This window comes from Patiriisocius marinus (assembly GCF_008974325.1).
GTDB lineage: Bacteria > Bacteroidota > Bacteroidia > Flavobacteriales > Flavobacteriaceae > Patiriisocius > Patiriisocius marinus.
On record NZ_BKCG01000003.1, the window covers coordinates 58068 to 78258 of the forward strand.

The 20191-nt window shown below is 32.7% G+C and carries 17 protein-coding genes and 3 tRNA genes; 8 read left to right on the forward strand and 12 right to left on the reverse strand.

Features of this window, described 5'->3' with window-relative positions; all coding sequences use genetic code 11:
• Nucleotides 1–70 precede the first annotated feature (70 nt).
• The 3 genes from GBH57_RS07245 to murA all read left to right on the forward strand — a co-directional run bounded on the left by GBH57_RS07245 (nucleotide 71) and on the right by murA (nucleotide 2423).
• Entirely contained in the window at nucleotides 71–361 is a 291-nt protein-coding gene (locus tag GBH57_RS07245) for a DUF493 family protein (protein ID WP_151673578.1), read from the forward strand.
• A gap of 62 nt (nucleotides 362–423) precedes the next feature.
• Nucleotides 424–1092 carry a DUF4290 domain-containing protein gene (locus GBH57_RS07250; RefSeq protein ID WP_151673580.1) on the forward strand — a complete coding sequence of 223 codons (669 nt, stop codon included), beginning with the start codon at nucleotides 424–426 and terminating at the stop codon, nucleotides 1090–1092.
• Nucleotides 1093–1109: 17 nt separating this feature from the next.
• A complete protein-coding gene (murA, locus tag GBH57_RS07255) occupies nucleotides 1110–2423 on the forward strand; it encodes a UDP-N-acetylglucosamine 1-carboxyvinyltransferase (RefSeq protein WP_151673582.1) in 1314 nt (437 codons plus the stop codon).
• A gap of 73 nt (nucleotides 2424–2496) precedes the next feature.
• On the opposite strand, the gene GBH57_RS07260 is transcribed toward murA, so the two are convergent.
• From GBH57_RS07260 to GBH57_RS07275, 4 genes are all read right to left on the reverse strand, one after another.
• The gene (locus GBH57_RS07260) at nucleotides 2497–3078 is read right to left on the reverse strand and encodes a tRNA (guanine-N1)-methyltransferase (RefSeq protein WP_151673584.1); all 582 of its coding nucleotides are present in this window, start codon (nucleotides 3076–3078) and stop codon (nucleotides 2497–2499) included.
• A 140-nt stretch (nucleotides 3079–3218) separates the two neighbouring features.
• A complete protein-coding gene (locus GBH57_RS07265) occupies nucleotides 3219–4553 on the reverse strand; it encodes a cryptochrome/photolyase family protein (protein ID WP_151673586.1) in 1335 nt (444 codons plus the stop codon).
• Nucleotide 4554: 1 nt separating this feature from the next.
• On the reverse strand, nucleotides 4555–5247 hold the full coding sequence (locus tag GBH57_RS07270) for an SDR family NAD(P)-dependent oxidoreductase (protein ID WP_151673588.1): 693 nt from the start codon (nucleotides 5245–5247) through the stop codon (nucleotides 4555–4557).
• A gap of 21 nt (nucleotides 5248–5268) precedes the next feature.
• Complete coding sequence (locus GBH57_RS07275; protein ID WP_151673590.1) at nucleotides 5269–5736, reverse strand: SRPBCC family protein; 468 nt, start codon at nucleotides 5734–5736, stop codon at nucleotides 5269–5271.
• A gap of 483 nt (nucleotides 5737–6219) precedes the next feature.
• Between GBH57_RS07275 and GBH57_RS07280 the strand changes: the two genes are divergently transcribed.
• Nucleotides 6220–7062: a DUF2911 domain-containing protein gene (locus tag GBH57_RS07280; protein ID WP_151673592.1), complete on the forward strand. Its 843-nt coding sequence runs from the start codon at nucleotides 6220–6222 to the stop codon at nucleotides 7060–7062.
• A 76-nt stretch (nucleotides 7063–7138) separates the two neighbouring features.
• On the opposite strand, the gene GBH57_RS07285 is transcribed toward GBH57_RS07280, so the two are convergent.
• Entirely contained in the window at nucleotides 7139–7888 is a 750-nt protein-coding gene (locus GBH57_RS07285; RefSeq protein WP_151673594.1) for a C40 family peptidase, read from the reverse strand.
• Nucleotides 7889–7915: 27 nt separating this feature from the next.
• Entirely contained in the window at nucleotides 7916–9094 is a 1179-nt protein-coding gene (locus GBH57_RS07290) for an acetyl-CoA C-acyltransferase (protein ID WP_151673595.1), read from the reverse strand.
• 198 nt (nucleotides 9095–9292) lie between these two features.
• On the opposite strand from GBH57_RS07290, the gene GBH57_RS07295 reads away from it, so the two are divergent.
• The 4 genes from GBH57_RS07295 to GBH57_RS07310 all read left to right on the forward strand — a co-directional run bounded on the left by GBH57_RS07295 (nucleotide 9293) and on the right by GBH57_RS07310 (nucleotide 11942).
• Nucleotides 9293–11338 (forward strand): HD family phosphohydrolase, encoded by a 2046-nt coding sequence (locus tag GBH57_RS07295; protein ID WP_151673597.1) that lies wholly within the window; start codon nucleotides 9293–9295, stop codon nucleotides 11336–11338.
• A 273-nt stretch (nucleotides 11339–11611) separates the two neighbouring features.
• Nucleotides 11612–11700 (forward strand) — tRNA-Ser (locus tag GBH57_RS07300).
• 74 nt (nucleotides 11701–11774) lie between these two features.
• Nucleotides 11775–11849: transfer RNA gene (locus GBH57_RS07305), tRNA-Pro, on the forward strand.
• Nucleotides 11850–11868: 19 nt separating this feature from the next.
• Nucleotides 11869–11942 (forward strand) — tRNA-Arg (locus GBH57_RS07310).
• Nucleotides 11943–12129: 187 nt separating this feature from the next.
• On the opposite strand, the gene GBH57_RS07315 is transcribed toward GBH57_RS07310, so the two are convergent.
• The 6 genes from GBH57_RS07315 to GBH57_RS07335 form a co-directional block, all read right to left on the reverse strand.
• Complete coding sequence (locus tag GBH57_RS07315) at nucleotides 12130–12351, reverse strand: YgaP family membrane protein (RefSeq protein WP_151673599.1); 222 nt, start codon at nucleotides 12349–12351, stop codon at nucleotides 12130–12132.
• A 14-nt stretch (nucleotides 12352–12365) separates the two neighbouring features.
• Nucleotides 12366–15560, reverse strand: a complete 3195-nt coding sequence (locus GBH57_RS07320; RefSeq protein WP_151673601.1) for an efflux RND transporter permease subunit — start codon at nucleotides 15558–15560, stop codon at nucleotides 12366–12368.
• Between the two features lie 197 nt (nucleotides 15561–15757).
• On the reverse strand, nucleotides 15758–16837 hold the full coding sequence (locus GBH57_RS07325; RefSeq protein ID WP_151673603.1) for an efflux RND transporter periplasmic adaptor subunit: 1080 nt from the start codon (nucleotides 16835–16837) through the stop codon (nucleotides 15758–15760).
• 50 nt (nucleotides 16838–16887) lie between these two features.
• On the reverse strand, nucleotides 16888–18198 hold the full coding sequence (locus tag GBH57_RS07330; RefSeq protein ID WP_151673605.1) for a TolC family protein: 1311 nt from the start codon (nucleotides 18196–18198) through the stop codon (nucleotides 16888–16890).
• Between the two features lie 132 nt (nucleotides 18199–18330).
• Nucleotides 18331–18468 carry a hypothetical protein gene (locus GBH57_RS16100; protein WP_162851987.1) on the reverse strand — a complete coding sequence of 46 codons (138 nt, stop codon included), beginning with the start codon at nucleotides 18466–18468 and terminating at the stop codon, nucleotides 18331–18333.
• 161 nt (nucleotides 18469–18629) lie between these two features.
• Nucleotides 18630–20087: an NAD(P)/FAD-dependent oxidoreductase gene (locus tag GBH57_RS07335; RefSeq protein WP_151673607.1), complete on the reverse strand. Its 1458-nt coding sequence runs from the start codon at nucleotides 20085–20087 to the stop codon at nucleotides 18630–18632.
• Nucleotides 20088–20191 lie beyond the last annotated feature (104 nt).

Here is a 20191-nt window from a genome sequence, read left to right on the forward strand (position 1 = left end):
TATTAGTAAAAGTTGAAATTTTGTAACATTTCCGAAGTAATAAAAGACTCATTTTATATTACATTACACTATGTCTTTAGATAAAAAAACAGACGAATTTTACGTTAGATTATTAGAGCAATTAAGAGGTGACACCACTTGGCCTGCACCGTATTTATACAAATTTATTGTACCAGCCGATAATCAAAAAATAGCTGATATTGAAGCTATATTTGATGAAACAGGTGCAGCAATTACAACTAGAGACTCTTCAAAAGGTACTTTTACAAGTGTATCTATAAAAGTAACAATGGATACGCCTGAGAAAGTGGTAGAGAAATACAAGCAAGTTTCAAGTATTGAGGGAGTAATTTCACTATAATATTTGTATTTTGCATAATTATAATACTTCAGGAGAATTTTTCCCACTTTAAACATACAATTTTGATTACAGATATAGAATATAATACAGAGCGTCCGCATCTTATTATCCCCGAATATGGGCGTCATATTCAAAAAATGGTCGACCAAGCAATAGCTGAGGAAGATCCAGAAAAAAGAAATAAACAAGCAAAGAGCATTATTGCAGTAATGGGAAACATGAACCCGCATCTTCGTGATGTGGCAGATTTTCAACATAAGCTGTGGGATCAATTGTTTATAATTTCAGATTTTAAACTTGATGTTGAATCACCATACGGTAAGCCATCTAGAGAGCAATTAGCTGAAAGACCAGAACCTTTAGAATACCCACAAAACTTTCCTAAATATCGTTTCTACGGAAATAATATAAAGCAAATGATTGATGTTGCTATTAGTTGGGAAGATGGTGATATGAAAGACGGTCTTGTCCTTACAATTGCGAACCACATGAAAAAGTGTTTTTTAAATTGGAATAAAGATACTGTTGAAGATGATGTAATTTTTAAGCATCTTTTTGAACTTTCTGAAGGTAAATTAGATTTAAGAGAAAGTAAAGATAGTTTGAGTAACGCTGCTGCCTTATTGAAGAATAAAAAACGTTACAATAGTCCAAGTACGAGTAATGGTGGTCAGAAAAAATCTAACCACAGTCATAAAAATAATAATAACAGAGGCCGTAAGCGCTACTAAATTTTTCACACTATTTTATGGGAACGTTTCAAATTGAGGGAGGTCATAGATTAAAAGGAGACATCCATCCACAAGGAGCTAAAAACGAAGCATTACAAATATTGTGTGCTGTATTACTTACTCCTGAAGAAGTAATAATTGAAAATATTCCAGACATTGTAGATGTCAATAAGCTTATTGGTATTTTAGGAAACTTGGGTGTAAAAATTCAAAAATTAGGTAAAGGTAAATTTGCCTTTAAGTCTGATGATATCAACCTAGAATATTTAGAGTCTGAACTTTTTAAAAAAGAAGGAAGTTCGCTTCGAGGATCTATAATGATTGTTGGACCGTTGCTTGCTCGTTTTGGGAAAGGATATATTCCACGTCCTGGAGGAGATAAAATAGGACGCCGTAGATTAGATACACACTTTGAAGGTTTCATCAATCTTGGAGCTAAATTTAGATATAATAAAGAGGAACGTTTTTATGGTGTTGAAGCACCCAAAGGACTCACAGGAGCATATATGTTACTTGATCAAGCATCTGTAACAGGAACAGCTAATATTGTAATGGCAGCTGTTTTAGCAAAAGGAACAACAACTATCTATAACGCAGCTTGTGAGCCATATTTGCAGCAACTTTGTAAGATGTTGAACTCTATGGGAGCTGATATTAAAGGTGTTGGTTCTAATATGTTAATCATTGACGGTGTTAAAAAATTAGGCGGTTGTACACATCGGGTACTTCCAGATATGATTGAAATAGGGAGTTGGATAGGTTTAGCAGCGATGACTCGTAGTGAAATTACTATTAAAAATGTAAGTTGGGAAAACTTAGGTTTAATCCCTAACACATTTAGAAAATTAGGAATCACATTAGAAAAGCGAGGTGATGATATTTTTATCCCTTCTCAAGAGCATTATGAAATTCAAGGATATATTGATGGTTCAACATTAACAGTAGCGGATGCACCTTGGCCTGGATTTACACCAGATTTATTGAGTATTGTTTTAGTAGTTTGTACACAAGCTAAAGGAAGTGTACTTATACATCAAAAAATGTTTGAAAGTAGATTGTTTTTTGTAGATAAGTTAATTGATATGGGTGCAAGGATTATATTATGTGATCCGCACAGAGCAACCGTAATGGGTCACGACTTTACATCTGAGTTAAAAGCTACTACAATGGTTTCTCCAGATATTAGAGCCGGGATTTCATTACTTATAGCAGCGTTATCAGCAAAAGGAACTAGTACTATACATAATATAGAACAAATTGATCGTGGATATGAAAATATCGACGAACGTTTAAGAGCGATAGGGGCTAAGATTACAAGGCTCGATTCTTAAATTATATAAGGCATAAAAAAATCCCAATTTCAAAAATTTGAAATTGGGATTTTTTTATTTTGAATAACCGTTATTAACGATTCTTATTTATTTCATCTTGTAATTTACGTCGTAATACTTGTTCATCTTCTAACTTTTTCTGGCGGTATGCTTCAAAAGCAGCTTCAGTTTCATCAAATTTGGCATTAGCTTCTTTAGTAATGCTATTACTACTATTGTACTTATATATGAATAAAAGCAGGGCTAGTAACAAGAACCCAATAATAGAAAACAACAATGTGTTGTAAGCTGTTTTTTGCATTGGAATACCAAAAAGTGAAATACCATCCTCTTTACCCATTGAAATTGTCAAACTTTCCTGAGTACTAGCGAGTTTGTTCTCTAGATTACTAATTTTACCAGATTGAGAAGCGATAGTTTCGTCTTTAGCAACGATCTCTTTTTCTAAATTAGAAATCGAATCAAGAATATTTTTTCTTAAAGTGGCAAGTTGGGTTTTCTTAATTACCTTAAATTCTTGGTAATTATTAGACTTGTCAATAACTTCAACAAATTGACCTTTAATTGAAGAGTCATCAATATCTTGAGAATCTTGTGCTTTAAGTGAGATGGTGGCGGCAAATAATAAGCCGATTAGTAGGAAACGTGTTTTCATTTGATTTATGTAATAGTGCATTTTAATAACTGTGCAAGAGTAGTAAAATTGTTTAGGGCTTGCAAAATTAATACTATTAATCTCTACGGAAATATTAATGACTTGTTAATTAACTAATTTGTCAAAAAAAAAGAAGCAATTTAAGAAACAGCCTCTTTATAAACTTTTAAGCAACGCTCTCTTGCTTCTTTATGGTCAACCATCATTTCGGGATATGTGTCCGTTCCGAATTCTGGAATCCAATTTTTAATGTATTTTTTGTCTTTATCAAATTTATCAACTTGAGTAATTGGGTTGAAAATTCTGAAATAAGGAGCTGCATCAACACCACTTCCAGCTGCCCACTGCCAATTACCTACATTACTCGCTTGCTCATAATCCAATAGTTTTTCAGCAAAATATGCCTCTCCCCATCGCCAATCAATTAATAAGTGTTTACATAAAAAACTAGCAACTAACATACGTACACGATTATGCATATATCCAGTTTTGTTCAATTGTCGCATTCCTGCATCAACTAATGCATAACCTGTAGTTCCGGTTTTCCATTTTTCAAATTCATCTTCGTTATTACGCCATTTAATTCGATCGTATTTACTTCTAAAAGCATCGTGTTGTGTTTTTGGGAAGTGCCAAATTATTTGAGTAAAAAACTCACGCCATATCAACTCACTCCAGAAAACTTCATTCTTCTCAGCAATAGCTTTTTCCATCATCTTTCTAACACTTACAGTTCCAAAACGTAAATGTGGGCCTAAATGTGAAGTTCCATCAATAGCAGGGAAATTTCTTGTGTCTTCATAATTATTTATTAATGAAGGAGTCACTTTGTATGAAGGTACATCAATTTTAGATTTTTCGAAACCTATGTCAGATAGACTCATATTTGGAAGCCTACTATGTGCGTATAAATTATCAAAGTGTTTTTCACAAGGATAATTTTTTAAATCTGTTTTAGGTTCAAAAGTATCTTTCCATTTATTTTTAAATGGCGTGTAAACTACATAAGGATCACCATCTGCTTTAACTACATCATCTTTTTCAAATATTACTTGATCTTTGTAGTCATAGAATCCTATTTCAGAACTGTCATTAGAGTCACTGTCTTGCTTTTGCGTAGATAAAAATTTCTTAATTTCCTTGTCTCTTTCTTGAGCATATACTTCGTAATCACGATTGGTAATTACATTTTGAATATTATAATCTGTTACTATATTTTTATAAACATCAATTGGCTTACCGTGGTAAATAGCTAAACTACTACCGCGTTCTTGAAGTTTATTGCGCATTTCTTGTAAGGTTTCGTGTATAAACGTAACACGCGCATCATCTTTGGGTAATTCATTTAAAATTTCAGAATCAAAAATAAAGATAGGCATTACGGGATATTTCCCATTTAATGCTTTATGAAACCCAACATTATCTTCAAGTCGTAAGTCCCTTCGGAACCAAAATATATTTAATTTTTCAGCCAAATCAATCTGTTTTTAAAGTAGACATTCCTCCGTCAACACCAACTACTTGGCCAGACATCCAAGAACTATCTTCGCTAAGCAAAAATGCGGCTATATTTGAAATATCCTTTGCTGTTCCTATTCTTTTTAAAGGATGACGTTCGCCCATCTTTTCTTTTTTCTCATCAGTAGAAAGCAGTCTGCCTGCAAGGGGAGTATCAGTTAGGGAAGGAGCTATTACGTTCACTCTCATAGTAGGAGCATACTCGGCCGCTAAAGCTTTAGCAAAGCCTTCAATTGCTCCTTTTGATGCAGCTACACTTGTGTGAAATGGCATACCTAAACCTACAGCTACGGTGCTAAAAAACACTAAACTTGAATTTTTAGAAGCGACAAGTTTTGGTAAAATACCTTGTACAACTTTTACTAATCCAATAAAATTAATGTCTAAATCTTGTTGAAAAGCTTCTGGTGAAATTCGTTTAAACGGTTTCAGATTAATACTTCCTGGACAATATACTAAACCGTGAATTTCGTTTGGTAATTCTAAAGTAGAAATAGCATCAGTAGAAACATCAAATTCAATGTGTTTAACATTCTCAGGGACATTTTTATTAGTTCTTGAAGCGATAATAACGTTATTTTCTTCTGAAATTTTAAGTGCTATTTCATTTCCTATTCCGTAGGAACCTCCTATAAGTAATATGTTTTTCATAAATATTTTTTGAAGTGAGAATTACTCAGGGTAGATTCCGAAAAGCTCAATTAACTTTTCTCTTCTATAATTGAATATTTCATCTAATTTTGGTTTTACAATTATAGGATGCACTAATTGTCCTAAAATACCCATTGGTACTTTATAATCAATAACATCTTCCATTTCTACACCACCTGGAATTTCTTTAATAAAATGCTTATGATGCCATAAAGAATAAGGTCCAAAGCGTTGCTCGTCAACAAAATAACTATTATTAACAACGTGTGTAATTTCTGTAACCCATTTGGTTTTTATTCCTAAGACAGGAGTCACAATATATTGAATAATTTGACCGGAGTACATGGGTCTATCAGCTCCAGAAAGTATATTAAAACCCATATAGTCAGGAGTTATTGTTTTTAAATTTTTTGGGTTAGAAAGAAATTCCCAAGCAACTTCCTTTGATATGGGTAGCTTTTGAAGTGAACGTTTAGTGTATATTTTCATTAGTTATTTTGATAGTATAGATTAACGGCGTGACAACACTTTGTTATTCATTGTGAGTAATCTATAATAATCTGTTTTAGACATTTTTTTCTTAAATCTAGATCTCATTTTCCCTGTAATATTTTTTAAGTAAGTTTTCATAGCACAAATTTTCGACTAAGATAATTATGTTTTACATTTTAATAATTCCCTTAAACAAAATATTAACATATATTACAACAAAACAGTATGTTAACGTTTTTAAGAGTGTTTTTGAAATGTGTTAGCCATGGTTAGTATAATTATATTTGCGGTGTTAGTAACGTTCTATATTCATATTTCAATAAACTTTTTTTATTTTTTTTAATCAGGATAAAATATGACAGTAGAATAGATAATTGAGTATTAAGTAATGATTCTATTTTTTAAGTTTTTGTTAACTCTTATCTAAAAGTCACTTCGCTAAATTCGCAACACTTAAAAAATTTAAACAAATTTATAATTATGAAAAATGTATTTTTTTATTTAGCTGTTGTTTGTTTGTCTTTTAGCGCTATGGCTCAAATTCAAACACCTGCACCAAGTCCAACACAAAAGATGGATCAAAAAGTAGGATTGACAGATGTAACTATTGAGTACTCTAGACCTTCTATGAAAGGTAGAACAATTTTTGGAGATTTAGTTCCTTATGACAAAATGTGGAGAACTGGAGCAAACAAAAACACTATGGTCACTTTTGGAGATGACGTTATGATAGGGGGAAAAGAAGTTAAAGCTGGAGAATATGCCGTATTTACTAAGCCTGGTGCTGTAAACTGGGAAGTATATTTTTATAATGATACAAATAACTGGGGAACTCCAGAAAAATGGGATGATAGTAAAGTAGTTGCTTCGGTAACAGCGAAAACTTCTGCAATGCCTATGTCTGTTGAAACTTTCACAATTTCACTTGATGATGTAAAAACTGATGGTGCAAATTTAGGATTGATGTGGGATAAGACATATGTTTCAGTACCGTTTACTACAATGACAGACAAGATGGTTTCTAAAAGTATCGAATCTGTTATGAATGGTCCTGCTGCTAATGACTATTACTCAGCTGCAGTATATTACTTAGAAAATGGAAAAGATATCAATAAAGCGAAAACGTGGATTGATCAAGCTGTTTCAATGAATGATGGTGCTTACTGGTATAAGAGACAACAATCTTTAATCTACGCTAAAGCGGGAGATACTAAAGGAGCTATTAAAGCTGCAAAAAAATCTATGGAGCAAGCACAAACTGCTGGAAATATGGATTATGTAGCATTAAACAAGAAATCGTTGAAGGAATGGGGAGCTATGTAATAATAGCATTATTAAATTACACAAAAAAAATCCCGAACGAAAGTTCGGGATTTTTTTATTTTATATAAATAAGTAATTAAACAATTCGCTTTATTACTCTAAGCTTATGAGTGTGTGTATTCTTTTCGTAGTTAAATATACCTGTGTGGTCTAATCGATCTATACGCACTTTTCCGTGTGCGTGTATTATATAGTGATCTTCCATTATAATACCTACGTGTACAATAGCCCCATCTGCATTATCAAAAAAGGCTAAATCTCCAGGTTCACTTTCTTCAATGAAACTTAAAGCTTCACCTTGGGTTGCTTGCTGGCTAGCATCTCGTAATAGCTTGTGTCCATTTAATTTATAGACCATTTGAGTAAAGCCACTGCAATCAATTCCGAAAGGAGTTTTTCCTCCCCATAAATAAGGAGAATTTAAATACAGTAAAGCAGTTTCAATAAAACGCTCCTTAGGGTATACGTTTTGAAAATTTCGGCCTTCAAATTTATGACTCAAAAAGGATAGACCATTTAAAGTACTTCCCATAATTACGGATAGCATTTGGTTTTCTTCAGTTTGAATCATATCAACAAGATCCTCTGTTAAAATAGGTTGTTGATTTTTTAATTCGGTATGAATTTCTTCGGTTAAAAAAACAAATTGTTTATTGTCAATCCAACCTTCATACTTATCATAATCTAAACGAATACGACTCCATTTTTTACGTTCTTCTAATACTTTAAAACTTTCACCGTAAAGTACCTGTGTAACCATTTCGCTACTATCAGCAGCTTCAGCCCTCAAAGGGACAATACTAAGGTTACAAATTGCGTATTTCATTATAGGAGTGTGGTCTTGGTCTTTTTATTAAGCTAATTCTAAAACCATTGCAGAAGCACCACCACCACCATTGCAAATAGCTGCGGCTCCTAGTTTACCTTTATTTTGTTTCATTACATTTACTAATGTAATAAGTATTCTAACTCCGCTACAACCTAGTGGATGACCTAATGATACAGCACCACCATTTACATTTACGTTAGCGTCGTTTAATCCTAAAATTTTCATATTTGCTAAACCTACTACAGCAAAAGCTTCGTTAAATTCAAAGAAATCTACATCGTCTTGTGATACTCCAGCTTTCGCTAATGCCTTTGGCAATGCTAGGGAAGGAGCAGTAGTAAACCATTCTGGTTCATGAGCAGCATCTGCATATCCTTTAATATATGCAAGAGGTGTTAAGTTTAATTCCTTAGCTTTTTCTTCACTCATTAATATCATCGCACCAGCACCATCATTAATGGTAGATGCATTTGCAGCAGTTACAGTTCCTTCTTTAGTAAATGCAGCACGTAAAGCAGGAATTTTTTCCATTTTTACATTTTTGAATTCTTCATCTTCATCAACTATAAGAGCGTCACCACGGCGTTGTGGTACTGCTACAGGAACAACTTCATCTTTAAATTTTCCTTCACTCCATGCTTTTGCAGATCTGTTGTAAGATTGTACTGCAAATGCATCTTGATCTTCACGGCTAAAGTTGTGTTCGCTTGCGCACATATCTGCACAAACACCCATTGCGTTTTGATCATAAGCATCAACTAGACCGTCTTTTTGCATACCGTCTATTAGCGTTGCAGGACCAAACTTGACTCCGTTACGCATATGTACGTAATGAGGAATGTTACTCATACTTTCCATACCACCAGCAACAACTACTGAAGCATCACCCAAAGCAATTGCTTGAGCTGCATTCATAACTGCTTTCATTCCTGAAGCACAAACCTTATTTACAGTAGTACATGGCACTTTATTTGAGATACCAGCACCAAGAGCAGCTTGCCTAGCAGGAGCTTGTCCTACACCAGCTTGAACAACGTTCCCCATATACACCTCTTCTACAAGAGAAGGATCTAGATTGATGTTGTCTAATGCACCTTTTATAGCGGCACTACCTAATTGTACTGCTGTTAAAGAAGATAATGAACCCATAAAACTACCTATAGGTGTGCGTATTGCTGAAACGATTACAACTTTCTTGCTCATAGTATTTCTGAAATTTTAACTCGTTATAGTATGTTATATTCTAGTTAATTACGGTTATAAATAGGGATATTACTGCCTTAATAGTGCGTAATTATTCTTGCAAATTTACGGATTATTAACTAATTTATCAATCATTCATTCGCTCGGTTTTGGGATAAATCATTGTAGTTGTATACCTTTACTCAGCAGCTCAAAAATATGGAACGAATTTTAGGAACTTTATCACGTAATCAATCACTTATTTATAAAGTGTTTTTGTTCATTGCGTCCACGTTTTTAATTATTTACCTTTTTCCTAAAGGGGGACAGTTTAAATATAATTTTCAAAAAGGAAAACCTTGGCAATACGAAAACTTATATGCGCCTTTTGGTTTTACTATTAAAAAGGATGCTGAAACCTTAGCTGCCGAAGAGCAGAAAATTAGAGCTAATACGGTTCCGTTTTTCAATGTTAAAAAAGGATTAGTTAATGAAGTGAAAATTAATTTTGAACGCCTTTTAAATGAAACTTATATAGACTCGTTGTATGATATTTCGGTTTCCGAAATAAAACAGACAGGTATAAAACTTGTCGATAATATATATGAGAAGGGCGTTACAGATCAAATTTATCCTTATAATGACGAACAGTTAATTTATCTAAAAAATGACAATACTATAACTGAAGCTACTTTTCAGCAACTTTTACAAGTAGAAAAACTCGATGAAGTTATTGGACAACCTTTCGCAAATGCTAAAACCGATAGGAATGAAGTTCTCTTAAAAAAGATTTTAAATAGAGTTGTTCAGTCTAATGTTACATTTGATAAAGACCTTACCGAAACTACTATTGCAAGCCAAATTGAAACAATTAATCCTAATAGAGGGATTATTGAAAAAGGGGGGAGGATTATTGCAAAAGGAGAAGTTGTTGAAGGTGACACCTATCAAATTCTTGATTCTTTAAGAGCGGAATACCAATCTCAGGTATGGTCTAAATCTAATTACTTATGGCTTATTGTTGGGTATAGCTTATTGGTAATGCTAGTTTTGCTAATGTTGTTTTTATTTCTGAAACAATACAGACCCGAAATCTATAATAATAGCACTAAAATTACTTTTATATTTTTCAATATTTTATTGATGGTATTGCTTACTACAATAGTGGTAAAGCTTGATGCTAAGTACGTTTACGTTGTGCCATTGTGTATTTTACCGTTAATTTTAAAAGCATTTTTCGATGCACGTTTGGGGTTATTTGTTCATGTATTAACTATTCTACTTTTAGGGTTTATAGTGCCAAACAGTTTTGAATATATATTCTTACAAATAATAGCTGGTATTGTAACTATTTTAACGGCTTCAGAGCTTTATAAGCGAGCTAATTTATTTATTTCAGTTGGACAGATAACTTTAGTTTATATAGTAGGGTATTTCGCATTTATATTAATACATGAGGGGAATATTGAAAATGTAGCAATTGAAAATTTTGGGTATTTTGTATTATGTGGTTTAGCTACATTATTTGCTCACCCTTTAATTTACTTCTATGAAAAGTTATTTGGATTGGTTTCCGATGTTTCACTTTTAGAGTTAAGTGATACTAATTCTAAACTGCTTAAAGAGTTATCTGATAAGGCACCAGGAACATTTCATCATTCCTTAAATGTAGCCAATTTGGCTGAAGCTGCTGCTCAAGAAATAGGGGCAAATTCAATGTTAGTTAGAGTAGGAGCATTGTATCACGATATAGGTAAAATGGCAAACCCTACATATTTTACAGAAAACCAAGTAAATAATGTTAACACACATAGTGAATTAGATCCTATTGAAAGTGCATCAATAATTGTTGGTCACGTAATTAAAGGAATTGAAATTGCTAGAAAAAATAAACTACCAGACAGAATCATAGATTTTATAAGAACACATCATGGAACAAGCTTAGTCTACTATTTCTATAAATTAGAATTAGAAACCCAAGGAGAAGCAGCTATGGAAGATTTTAGATATCCTGGGCCAATGCCTTTTTCTAAGGAAACAGCTATATTAATGATGAGTGATAGCGTTGAAGCAGCTAGTAAAAGTTTGAAGAATCCTACGTCAACTAAAATAGATTCGTTTGTTGAAAAAATTATTAATGGACAAATGGAACAAGGACAGTTTTTAAATTCCAATATCACATTTAAAGAAATTGAATTAATTAAGAAAGTACTTAAAAAGAAGTTGAATAATATTTATCATTTAAGAGTAGAGTATCCTGAGTAAGAACTATATTATTTAGAGCGATATTATAGCATTCTATATATCGATTCAATAGGTTTGAAATAACTAAAGTTACAATTATTTCAAAATTTATTATTTACTTATTAAATTAGGTGTAGAGCTATGTTGTTGAAAATAATAAGTTTATAAATAAGGTTTATTTTAATCTTAAAAAAATATCATTTTTAAGTAAAAAAAGTGTCTAATTATATTGTGAGAATGTTTAATTAAATTTACCTTTGCAACCGCATTTAAATATGCAATCATTGAAATACTGGAGAGGTGCCTGAGTGGCCGAAAGGAGCGGTTTGCTAAATCGTCGTAGGTGGAAACACTTACCCAGGGTTCGAATCCCTGTCTCTCCGCAAATGTCAAGAAGAATAGAGTAGTAATACTTTATTCTTTTTTATTTGAAAGTAAATAGTTCAGCTATTATTTTCGGGGTATAGCGTAGCCCGGTTATCGCGCCTCGTTTGGGACGAGGAGGTCGCAAGTTCGAATCTTGCTACCCCGACATTTAATTAATTACGAGAGGGCTCGTAGCTCAGCTGGATAGAGCACCTCCCTTCTAAGGAGGCGGTCACAGGTTCGAATCCTGTCGGGCTCACATTAAATCTTTATAAGAAACTGTTTTACAGTGGATTATGAAGATTTTTTTGTTTTGTAGCCTTTTTTTTTAAGCTATAATATATACTCTAGCTAAATTTTTTATGCAGTTATTCTTATGATAATTAGAACAAAAAAAAATCTCCATTTGGAGATTTTTTTAATTTAGATTTTTAAATCTTAATATATCACTTTGAAGATGGCACAGAACAACTTGCTCCATTCCCTTTTTTGACTCCTAATTTCATTAAAATTGTTTCTAAAAGACACCATTTTGTAAAAGCAGACTGGATTAAATTAACGCCTATAAAGACAGTAAACCACATCCAATTTTCGTTTACATAAACTGTTAGTACAACGCTTAAAAGTACCATTACGCCAACAATAATTCTAAAATATTTATTTAACATAATTCTGATTTTTATTATTTATAATTTTTTTTCTCAATCATATAGTACACTAGTGGAACAACTAATAACGTTAATACTGTAGATACAATAGTACCTCCCATTAATGAAATAGCTAAACCTTGAAAAATTGGATCGAATAATATTACAAAAGCACCTATAACTACGGTACCTGCTGTTAATAGAATAGGAGTTGTTCTAACAGCTCCAGCTTCAATAGCAGCCTGTTTTAAAGGGACCCCTTCTGCTGTACGTAAATTAATAAAGTCAATCAGTAATACGGAATTCCGGACCATAATACCAGCTAATGCAATCATTCCAATAAATGACGTAGCAGTAAAAAATGCTCCCATTATCCAGTGACCAATAATAATTCCAATAAGTGATAATGGTATTGCAACCATCATAACAATAGGAGCCTTAAAGTTCTGAAACCATCCTACAATCAATATATAAATTAAGATAATTGCTCCTAAAAAGGCAATTCCTAAGTCTCTAAAAACTTCAAGAGTAATTTGCCATTCTCCATCCCATTTCACAGTGTAATCATCTTCATAATCAGGTTGCCCTAAGTACATTTCATTAATTTTATAACCTTGAGGTAATGGAATATTATCTAACTTTTTTTCCATACCTAAAATAGCATAAGCAGGACTTTCTAGTTTACCAGCCATATCAGCCATTACGTACACCACACGCTTTTGGTTTTTTCTATAAATGCTTTTTGAACTGATAGCTTTGTTTATAGTAACTAAATCTGCGATAGGAACCATATTGCCTTGCTTAGACTGTACTTTAAGTTGTGAAATATCTGAAATGGTAGATTTCTCTTTTTCATCTAATGCTAAAACTAAACCTATTTGATTAGTAGCATTTTCATCATAAAGCATTGTTATTGGTCTATTAGATAAGGCCATATTCATTGTATAAGCAATTTGTTGTGGCGCAACACCATATAAAATTGCTTTCTCTTTATTAATGTCAAATTGATATTCAATTTGATCATCTTCTACCATCCAGTCTATGTCAACCACATCATCAGTTTCTTTAAGTATGTTTTGAACGCTATTAGCAATTTTTATTTGCTCATCATAATCAGGGCCATAAATTTCTGCAACAATAGTTGAAAGTACAGGAGGTCCTGGTGGCACTTCTACTAATTTAACATTAGCGTTATATTTAGAAGCTATTTTAATAATGTCAGGACGAAATAATTTAGCTATATCGTGACTCTGTGCACTACGCTCACTTTTATCAATTAGGTTTACTTGGATATCAGCCATATTACTACCACCTCGTAAATCGTAATGACGCACTAAACCATTAAAAGTAATAGGAGCAGAGGTCCCAATATAATTTTGATAATTTACCACTTCTGGGCGTGTAGCTAAATATTGAGCAATTTCTTGTGTTACTACAGCAGTTCGTTCTAGGGTAGTACCTTCAGGCATATCTATCACTACCTGAAATTCATTTTTATTATCAAAAGGAAGCATTTTTACAACAACTGAGTTTGTGAAAAACAAAACCATAGTTCCCATTAATACAAGAAAAGTACCTCCTAAAAACAACCATCTTTTAGCTTTACTTTCCATTAAAGGACGTTCAAACTTATTATAAACTCTATATATTAGTGTTTCTTCTAAAGGTTTCTCAACCTTTTCAACTTTCCCTTTTTTGTCTTTTTCTTTTAAAAATATATAACCTAAATATGGCGTAATTGTAAGTGCAACAAATAATGACAAAATCATCGCTATAGATGCACCTATTGGCATTGGTGCCATATAAGGACCCATTAAACCCGAAACAAAAGCCATAGGTAATACAGAAGCAATCACTGTAAACGTTGCAAGAATAGTTGGATTACCTACCTCATTTATAGCATATAATGCAGCATCTTTAAAGGGTAAGCGTTTCATTTTAAAATGTCGGTGCATATTCTCCGCAATAATTATGGAGTCATCAACAACAATACCCGTCACAAAAACTAAAGCAAACAGTGTTATACGGTTAAGCGTATAATCGAGCATGTAATAACTTAGCAGTGTAAGTGCAAATGTGATAGGTACAGAAAGAAATACAACTAAACCTCCTCGCCATCCCATAGCTAGCATAACAACAAGTGTAACAGCGAAAATAGAACCAATTAAGTGCCATAATAATTCAGAAACTTTGTGAGAAGCTGTTTCTCCATAATTTCTAGTAATTTCAACTTTTACATCATCTGGAATTAACGTTTTTCTTAGATGATTAACTTTATCGATAATTACTTCTGAAATTTTCATTGCATCGGCACCTTTTCTTTTTGCAACAGAAATAGTTACGGCAGGATATTCAGAATTGTAATCTAAAGCCTTTTCGCTCCCCTGACCAAAACCTAAACTCACATAATTTTGAGGAACTTCAGGTCCATCAAATATGGAAGCTACCTGTTTTAAATAAACAGGTTGGTTTTGTTGCACACCAACTACAAGGTTTTCAACATCAGTTGCAGACGATAAAAATTTACCTGTATTTACTAAAAACTCGGTATCATTTTTATCAAAGCTTCCAGAAATAAGCTGACTATTATTCGCCTTGATCATTTCAGCAACAGAAAGAAAATCTAATCCACTTGAAGCAAGTTTGTCTTTATCGAGCACTACTCGTAACTGTCTATCTCTACCGCCTATTTTGTGTGTAATAGCAACATCTTTTACCTTTTTAATTTCAGCTTCAAGCTCGTGAGCCATTTGCCCTAATTGAAAATCATCATAATTTTCACTCCACAATGTAACTCCTAACATTGGTACATCATCAATTGCACGAGTTTTTACTAATGGAAACGTAACACCCTCAGGCATTTTGTCCATATGTTTATTAATCTCATTGTATAATTTTACAAAAGATCGTTCAATATCTTCACCCACATAAAACTGAACAATGACCATTCCTTGCTCTTTCATTGATGTCGAATATACATACTCAACACCTTTGATATTAGAGATTAATTGTTCTAGCGGCTTGATTACTCTAGATTCTACTTCGGTAGGACTTGCACCAGGATATCCTATAAAGATATCTGCCATAGGCACATCAATCTGTGGTTCTTCTTCCCTCGGGATTAAAAAAGAACTATATACTCCAACCACCATAAATACAATCATCAACAACACTGTGAGCTTAGATTGTATAAAGATTTTTGCAATTTTTCCTGCGATTCCTTCTTTCATTATTTTATTATATTTTGGGCGTTTTAACAGGCTATCCGTTTCAATTTTTTTAGTACCACATTTCGCATACGCTCTATGTGATATTAAAAAGGATTTTCACTTCTATCCTTAACGCAATAAGTTCTGCTTGCTAATTATTCTTTTTTTTAAAATATCGCCATTATTATAAAAATTAGAACGAATTTTTTTATTTGCTTTTACTTAATAGTAACTCTAGCTCCATTGTACAGTTTTCCTTCCGCAGAGAAAATGTAAGTTTCATTAGCTGTTAAACCAGATAAAACTTCAACTTGATCACCAAAGGTTCTTCCTAGACGTAACCAGCGTAATAATGCAGTATTACTTTGGCTTACAGTGTAAACACCAGATAATTGACCATTAATAATAAGTGCTTGTTTAGGTATTAACACCATTTCAGTATTAGATTGTTTTTCAACTGGAAATTGTACCGTTACAAACATTCCAGATAGAATATTAGTTTCTGTTTTATCTAAAGCAATTTTCACTAAATATTGACCTCCTGTGTTTTTTGCAGAAGTACTTACTTCAGTAACTTTACCTTTTAAAGTTGTGTTCATTGCTTTCACTAAAACTGATACTTCAATATCTTTCTTTATTTGAGAAATTTCAGTTTCTGGAACCATTGCCATCACTTCAAAACTTCCTGGAGTTTCAATAGATATTAAAGGAACTCCTGGATTTGCCATATCTCCAGTTTCAATATTTTTGCTTGTAATAGTACCGCTAAAAGGAGCTGTGATGTTACTATATGCAAATTGGGCACTAATCTCATTTTTCATTTGTTTAGTAGCCTCTAAACGTGCTTTTGCCATCTCAAAATTTGCTGTTATATCATCCACTTCTTTCTGTGAAGCACTGTTTTCTGCAAACAAATTATTGAAACGATTATAATCCTTTTGTGCATTGTTAAAAGCTGCTGTTGCTTCTGTAATACTTGCATTTACTTGAGCTCTTTTTGCTTGTAAGTCTGTATTATTAATTGAAACTAAAAGTTGACCTTTACGTACTTTATCACCAACATTTACGTGCACTTTATTTACATAACCCATCATTCTAGTGCTTAAGTTGGCACTATTTGAAGCTTGTATTTTTCCGCTTGCACTTAAAAAAGGACTATTACCATTTTCAGTAATCTGGTTCACTTTAACACGAATTACAGGCGTATTATCAACAGGAGCTTTTTTATCTTCACTACCGCAACTAGCCATAAATAAAAATGTTGCGAGCGCTATTACTATGTATGTATATTTTTTCATTTTGTTAGTTTTGTTTTATTAATTACTTACTGAAAAAGATGCTTCTTAAACTATTCTTTAGTTAAATACTCTAAATAAGCTTGAGCGTAATTATATTCAAAAATGGTTTGGTAATATTCTAGTTGTTTTTGGGCGTATTGCGTTTCAGCAAGTAATAAATCTGAAGTTTTTTCAAGTCCTTCTTTAAATCTATTTTCTCTAATTCTTAGTGATTCTTTAGATTGCTCTAAGGCTAAGCGATTCATTTTAAGTTTGTTTTCAGCATCAATAAGAGATCTTTTAGCTCTGTTCATTTCTAAGTTACTTTTAGAAACATATTGCTCATATTCTAATTTTGATTTTTGGAATTCCGCTTTACTTTTTTGGGCTTTTCCGAAGCGTTTAGAACCCTGAAATACATCCCAACTCAATTGAGCTCCTAATAAATAGCCGTTAGCATTGCCTTGAAAAACTTGATCATCATACAACTCATAACTTCCAAAGGCATTTAGACGCGGTAAAAATGCCATCTTATCAGCTTTGTTAATTGCTTCATAAGCACTTGATGCTAGTTCCATCGCTTTAATATCAGATCTATTCTCTGAAACACCTTTATTTGTTGATACCTCAAAGGTATTTATAGCTAGTGTATCACTAGGTTTATACATTACATATGCTTTGTCATTCATTAAAAATGATAAATAATCTGAGGCATTTTGGACATTGCTTTTTGCAGTTTGTAATTGGTTTTGAACATCAGTAACACGCACTTCCATATTTAAAACATCGACGCGTTGTAAGTATCCTTGTTTAAAGCTATTGTCAGTCAATTTTTTATTTTCTAAAGTAGTTGCTAATGCTTTTTCTAAAACATCAACTCCTTTATAGGCAAGCTGTAATTGCATATATGCTTTGTCAACTTCTAAAGCTAAATAGTCGCTAGTTCTCACTTGTTTTAGTGACATAGCTTCCATTTTAGATTTCGCAGCTTTTCTTTGAAATACACCATCTAGATTTATTAATGGTTGTTGAATTTCAAATTTGGTAGCGAAGTTTTCGGTATGTGTAGGGTCGTTTAGTAATGCAGGATTGAAATCATTTTGAGTTAAAACCTCTTGATTAAGTTTAGAGCCAAATGCCATCAGGGGATTTGTGGTTGTAATACCGGTATGACTTGCAGTAATGTTTGGTAAAAAGACAGCATTGGTTTGTCTGTAATCTGCTCTTGCTTCTATAAATTCTTGTTCGGAAATTTTAATAGAAGTGTTGCTTTCTATTACTTTTAATAATACGTCAGCTTTTGTTATTGGAGTTATTTCTTGCGCTTGCATAGAAAGCACCAAAAACAAAATACTAAATATAGATAGGTGTATGTTTTTCATTAAACTAATAATTTGTTGTGTCAAAAATAACTTTATTTAAAGTAGCGTTTGGTAACATTAGTTACCAAGAAAAAATGGCATTTATATAAAATATAAATGCCATTAACCAACTAACCAAAACTGATAACCACATCAGTTTACTTTTCTAGTGCCTCCGTGTCCTCCAGCTACAACTACCATTATTTTAATGCTTAAATAAATGAATTTGAAAAACTGAATGATGGGATTCATCATCTTAAATCTTTGATATTTTGATATTCTTTGTGTCATGTTTTCTGTATTAAAATTTCAGAATAAATTCTTATAAACCTTTTTCTACATTAAATAATCCCAATTAAGGAACTAACCTTTTTTTGATTTGATTCCTATTCGGGAATCAACCTTTTTTGATGTGATTCCTATTCGGGAATCAACCTTTTTTGATGTGATTCCTATTCGGGAATCAACCACCAAAAGGGTTTCATTTTTGCTTTATAGATAAAGGCGTAGTGGAGGGCTAATTTTAGCCAATGTCCTGCTAATCCAATTTCTCCAAAAGTTTTCCCTAATTTTCTGCCTTGCGTTTTGGGATATTTTTCATAATCTGGTACAATTGGGAATGTTGTAATACTAACACCACTTCCTTTTGTAATACCAAATCCTGCCGAAGCAATACAAGCAGCACCCATATTTCCTAAACTTCCTTTATGATGCAATGATACTTTACCACTTTTAATACTGTCTATAATATTATCTGCGACTAGTTTAGCCGTTATTCCTGATGGCATACCTGTTCTTGGTGGTGCAGGGGAGATAACCGTACCATTTTTACTTTTACGTGGTTTAGAGATTGCGTGTGGTGGTGCAAATGCAATACCTGGCGCAAAAATGTTACTGTAACTTGGATTTTGATAAGTTTCAGGCCAATCTTTTACAGACCATTCTTCATAAGGTTTAGCAGTATAATCTGCATCAACTATCATAAAACCATTAAAAAGCTTTGTAGTTATATCATTTTCATTTTTATCATAAGCTTTAAAACCGTGTCCTGAAAAAGACGGAATCAACATTGCAAAATCATATGCTTCTGTTTTAAATTCACCTTCTAAATTTTCATAGTGTGCAATTCCATCTTCAATTCTATTCACTCCAGCTCCAAGTATCCATTTTATATCTCTGTCTTCAAAAATCATTTCGACCATTTCATTCGACTTCATTGTCATATCTCCATAGCTCAACAACATTCCGTCCATCCCAAAATCGCCTAATTTATATTCGTTAGAGATCCAGGTTACTTCAGCCATATCACGTACTTTGTGTTTACGTAATTCTTGCTCAACATTTAATATGTATTCAAAAGCTGCACCTTGACAGGTTGACTTAGCGTGACCGGTTCCAATTAAAATTTTTGCTTTTTTACCATTTTTCATTTCTTGGATTAGGCTTTTTAGTCCATCCCAAGCGTGATCTGCGTGTGTATAAGTACAGACTGAATATGTTTTGTTTTCTCCAGGAATTAAACCTTCGGTGGCTTCAAAATTTAGTCTTGGCCCCGTTGCATTTATTAAATAATCGTAAGTAATTTTTTCTTGTTTTCCTTTGTCCTTTCCTACAACGTATTCAGATAGTACATAAGGTTTCATTTCTGTTTTATCACCTTCTGGATAAAAAGAAATAGCTTTTGCTTGCTTAAAATCGATATTTTTCCTTTTGTATAAAGGAGCAAGTGGGAACAAAATTTGTTCAGATTTCATTCTACCAATACCTACCCATATATTTGAAGGAATCCATTGGTAATTACTATTAGGAGACACTACTACAACTTCATGTTCTTTAGATAATTTTCTACGTAAATGTGCTGCTGAAACATGTCCAGAAATACCAGCTCCAAGAATAACTATTTTAGCCATTTATATATTTTTTTATAAAGGTAATTTGCTAGTTAAGAGTTTACTGTAACCAAAGTTACATAAGGGTTAATTAGTTTTTTCACCTCAATAAATGGTTTCTATTT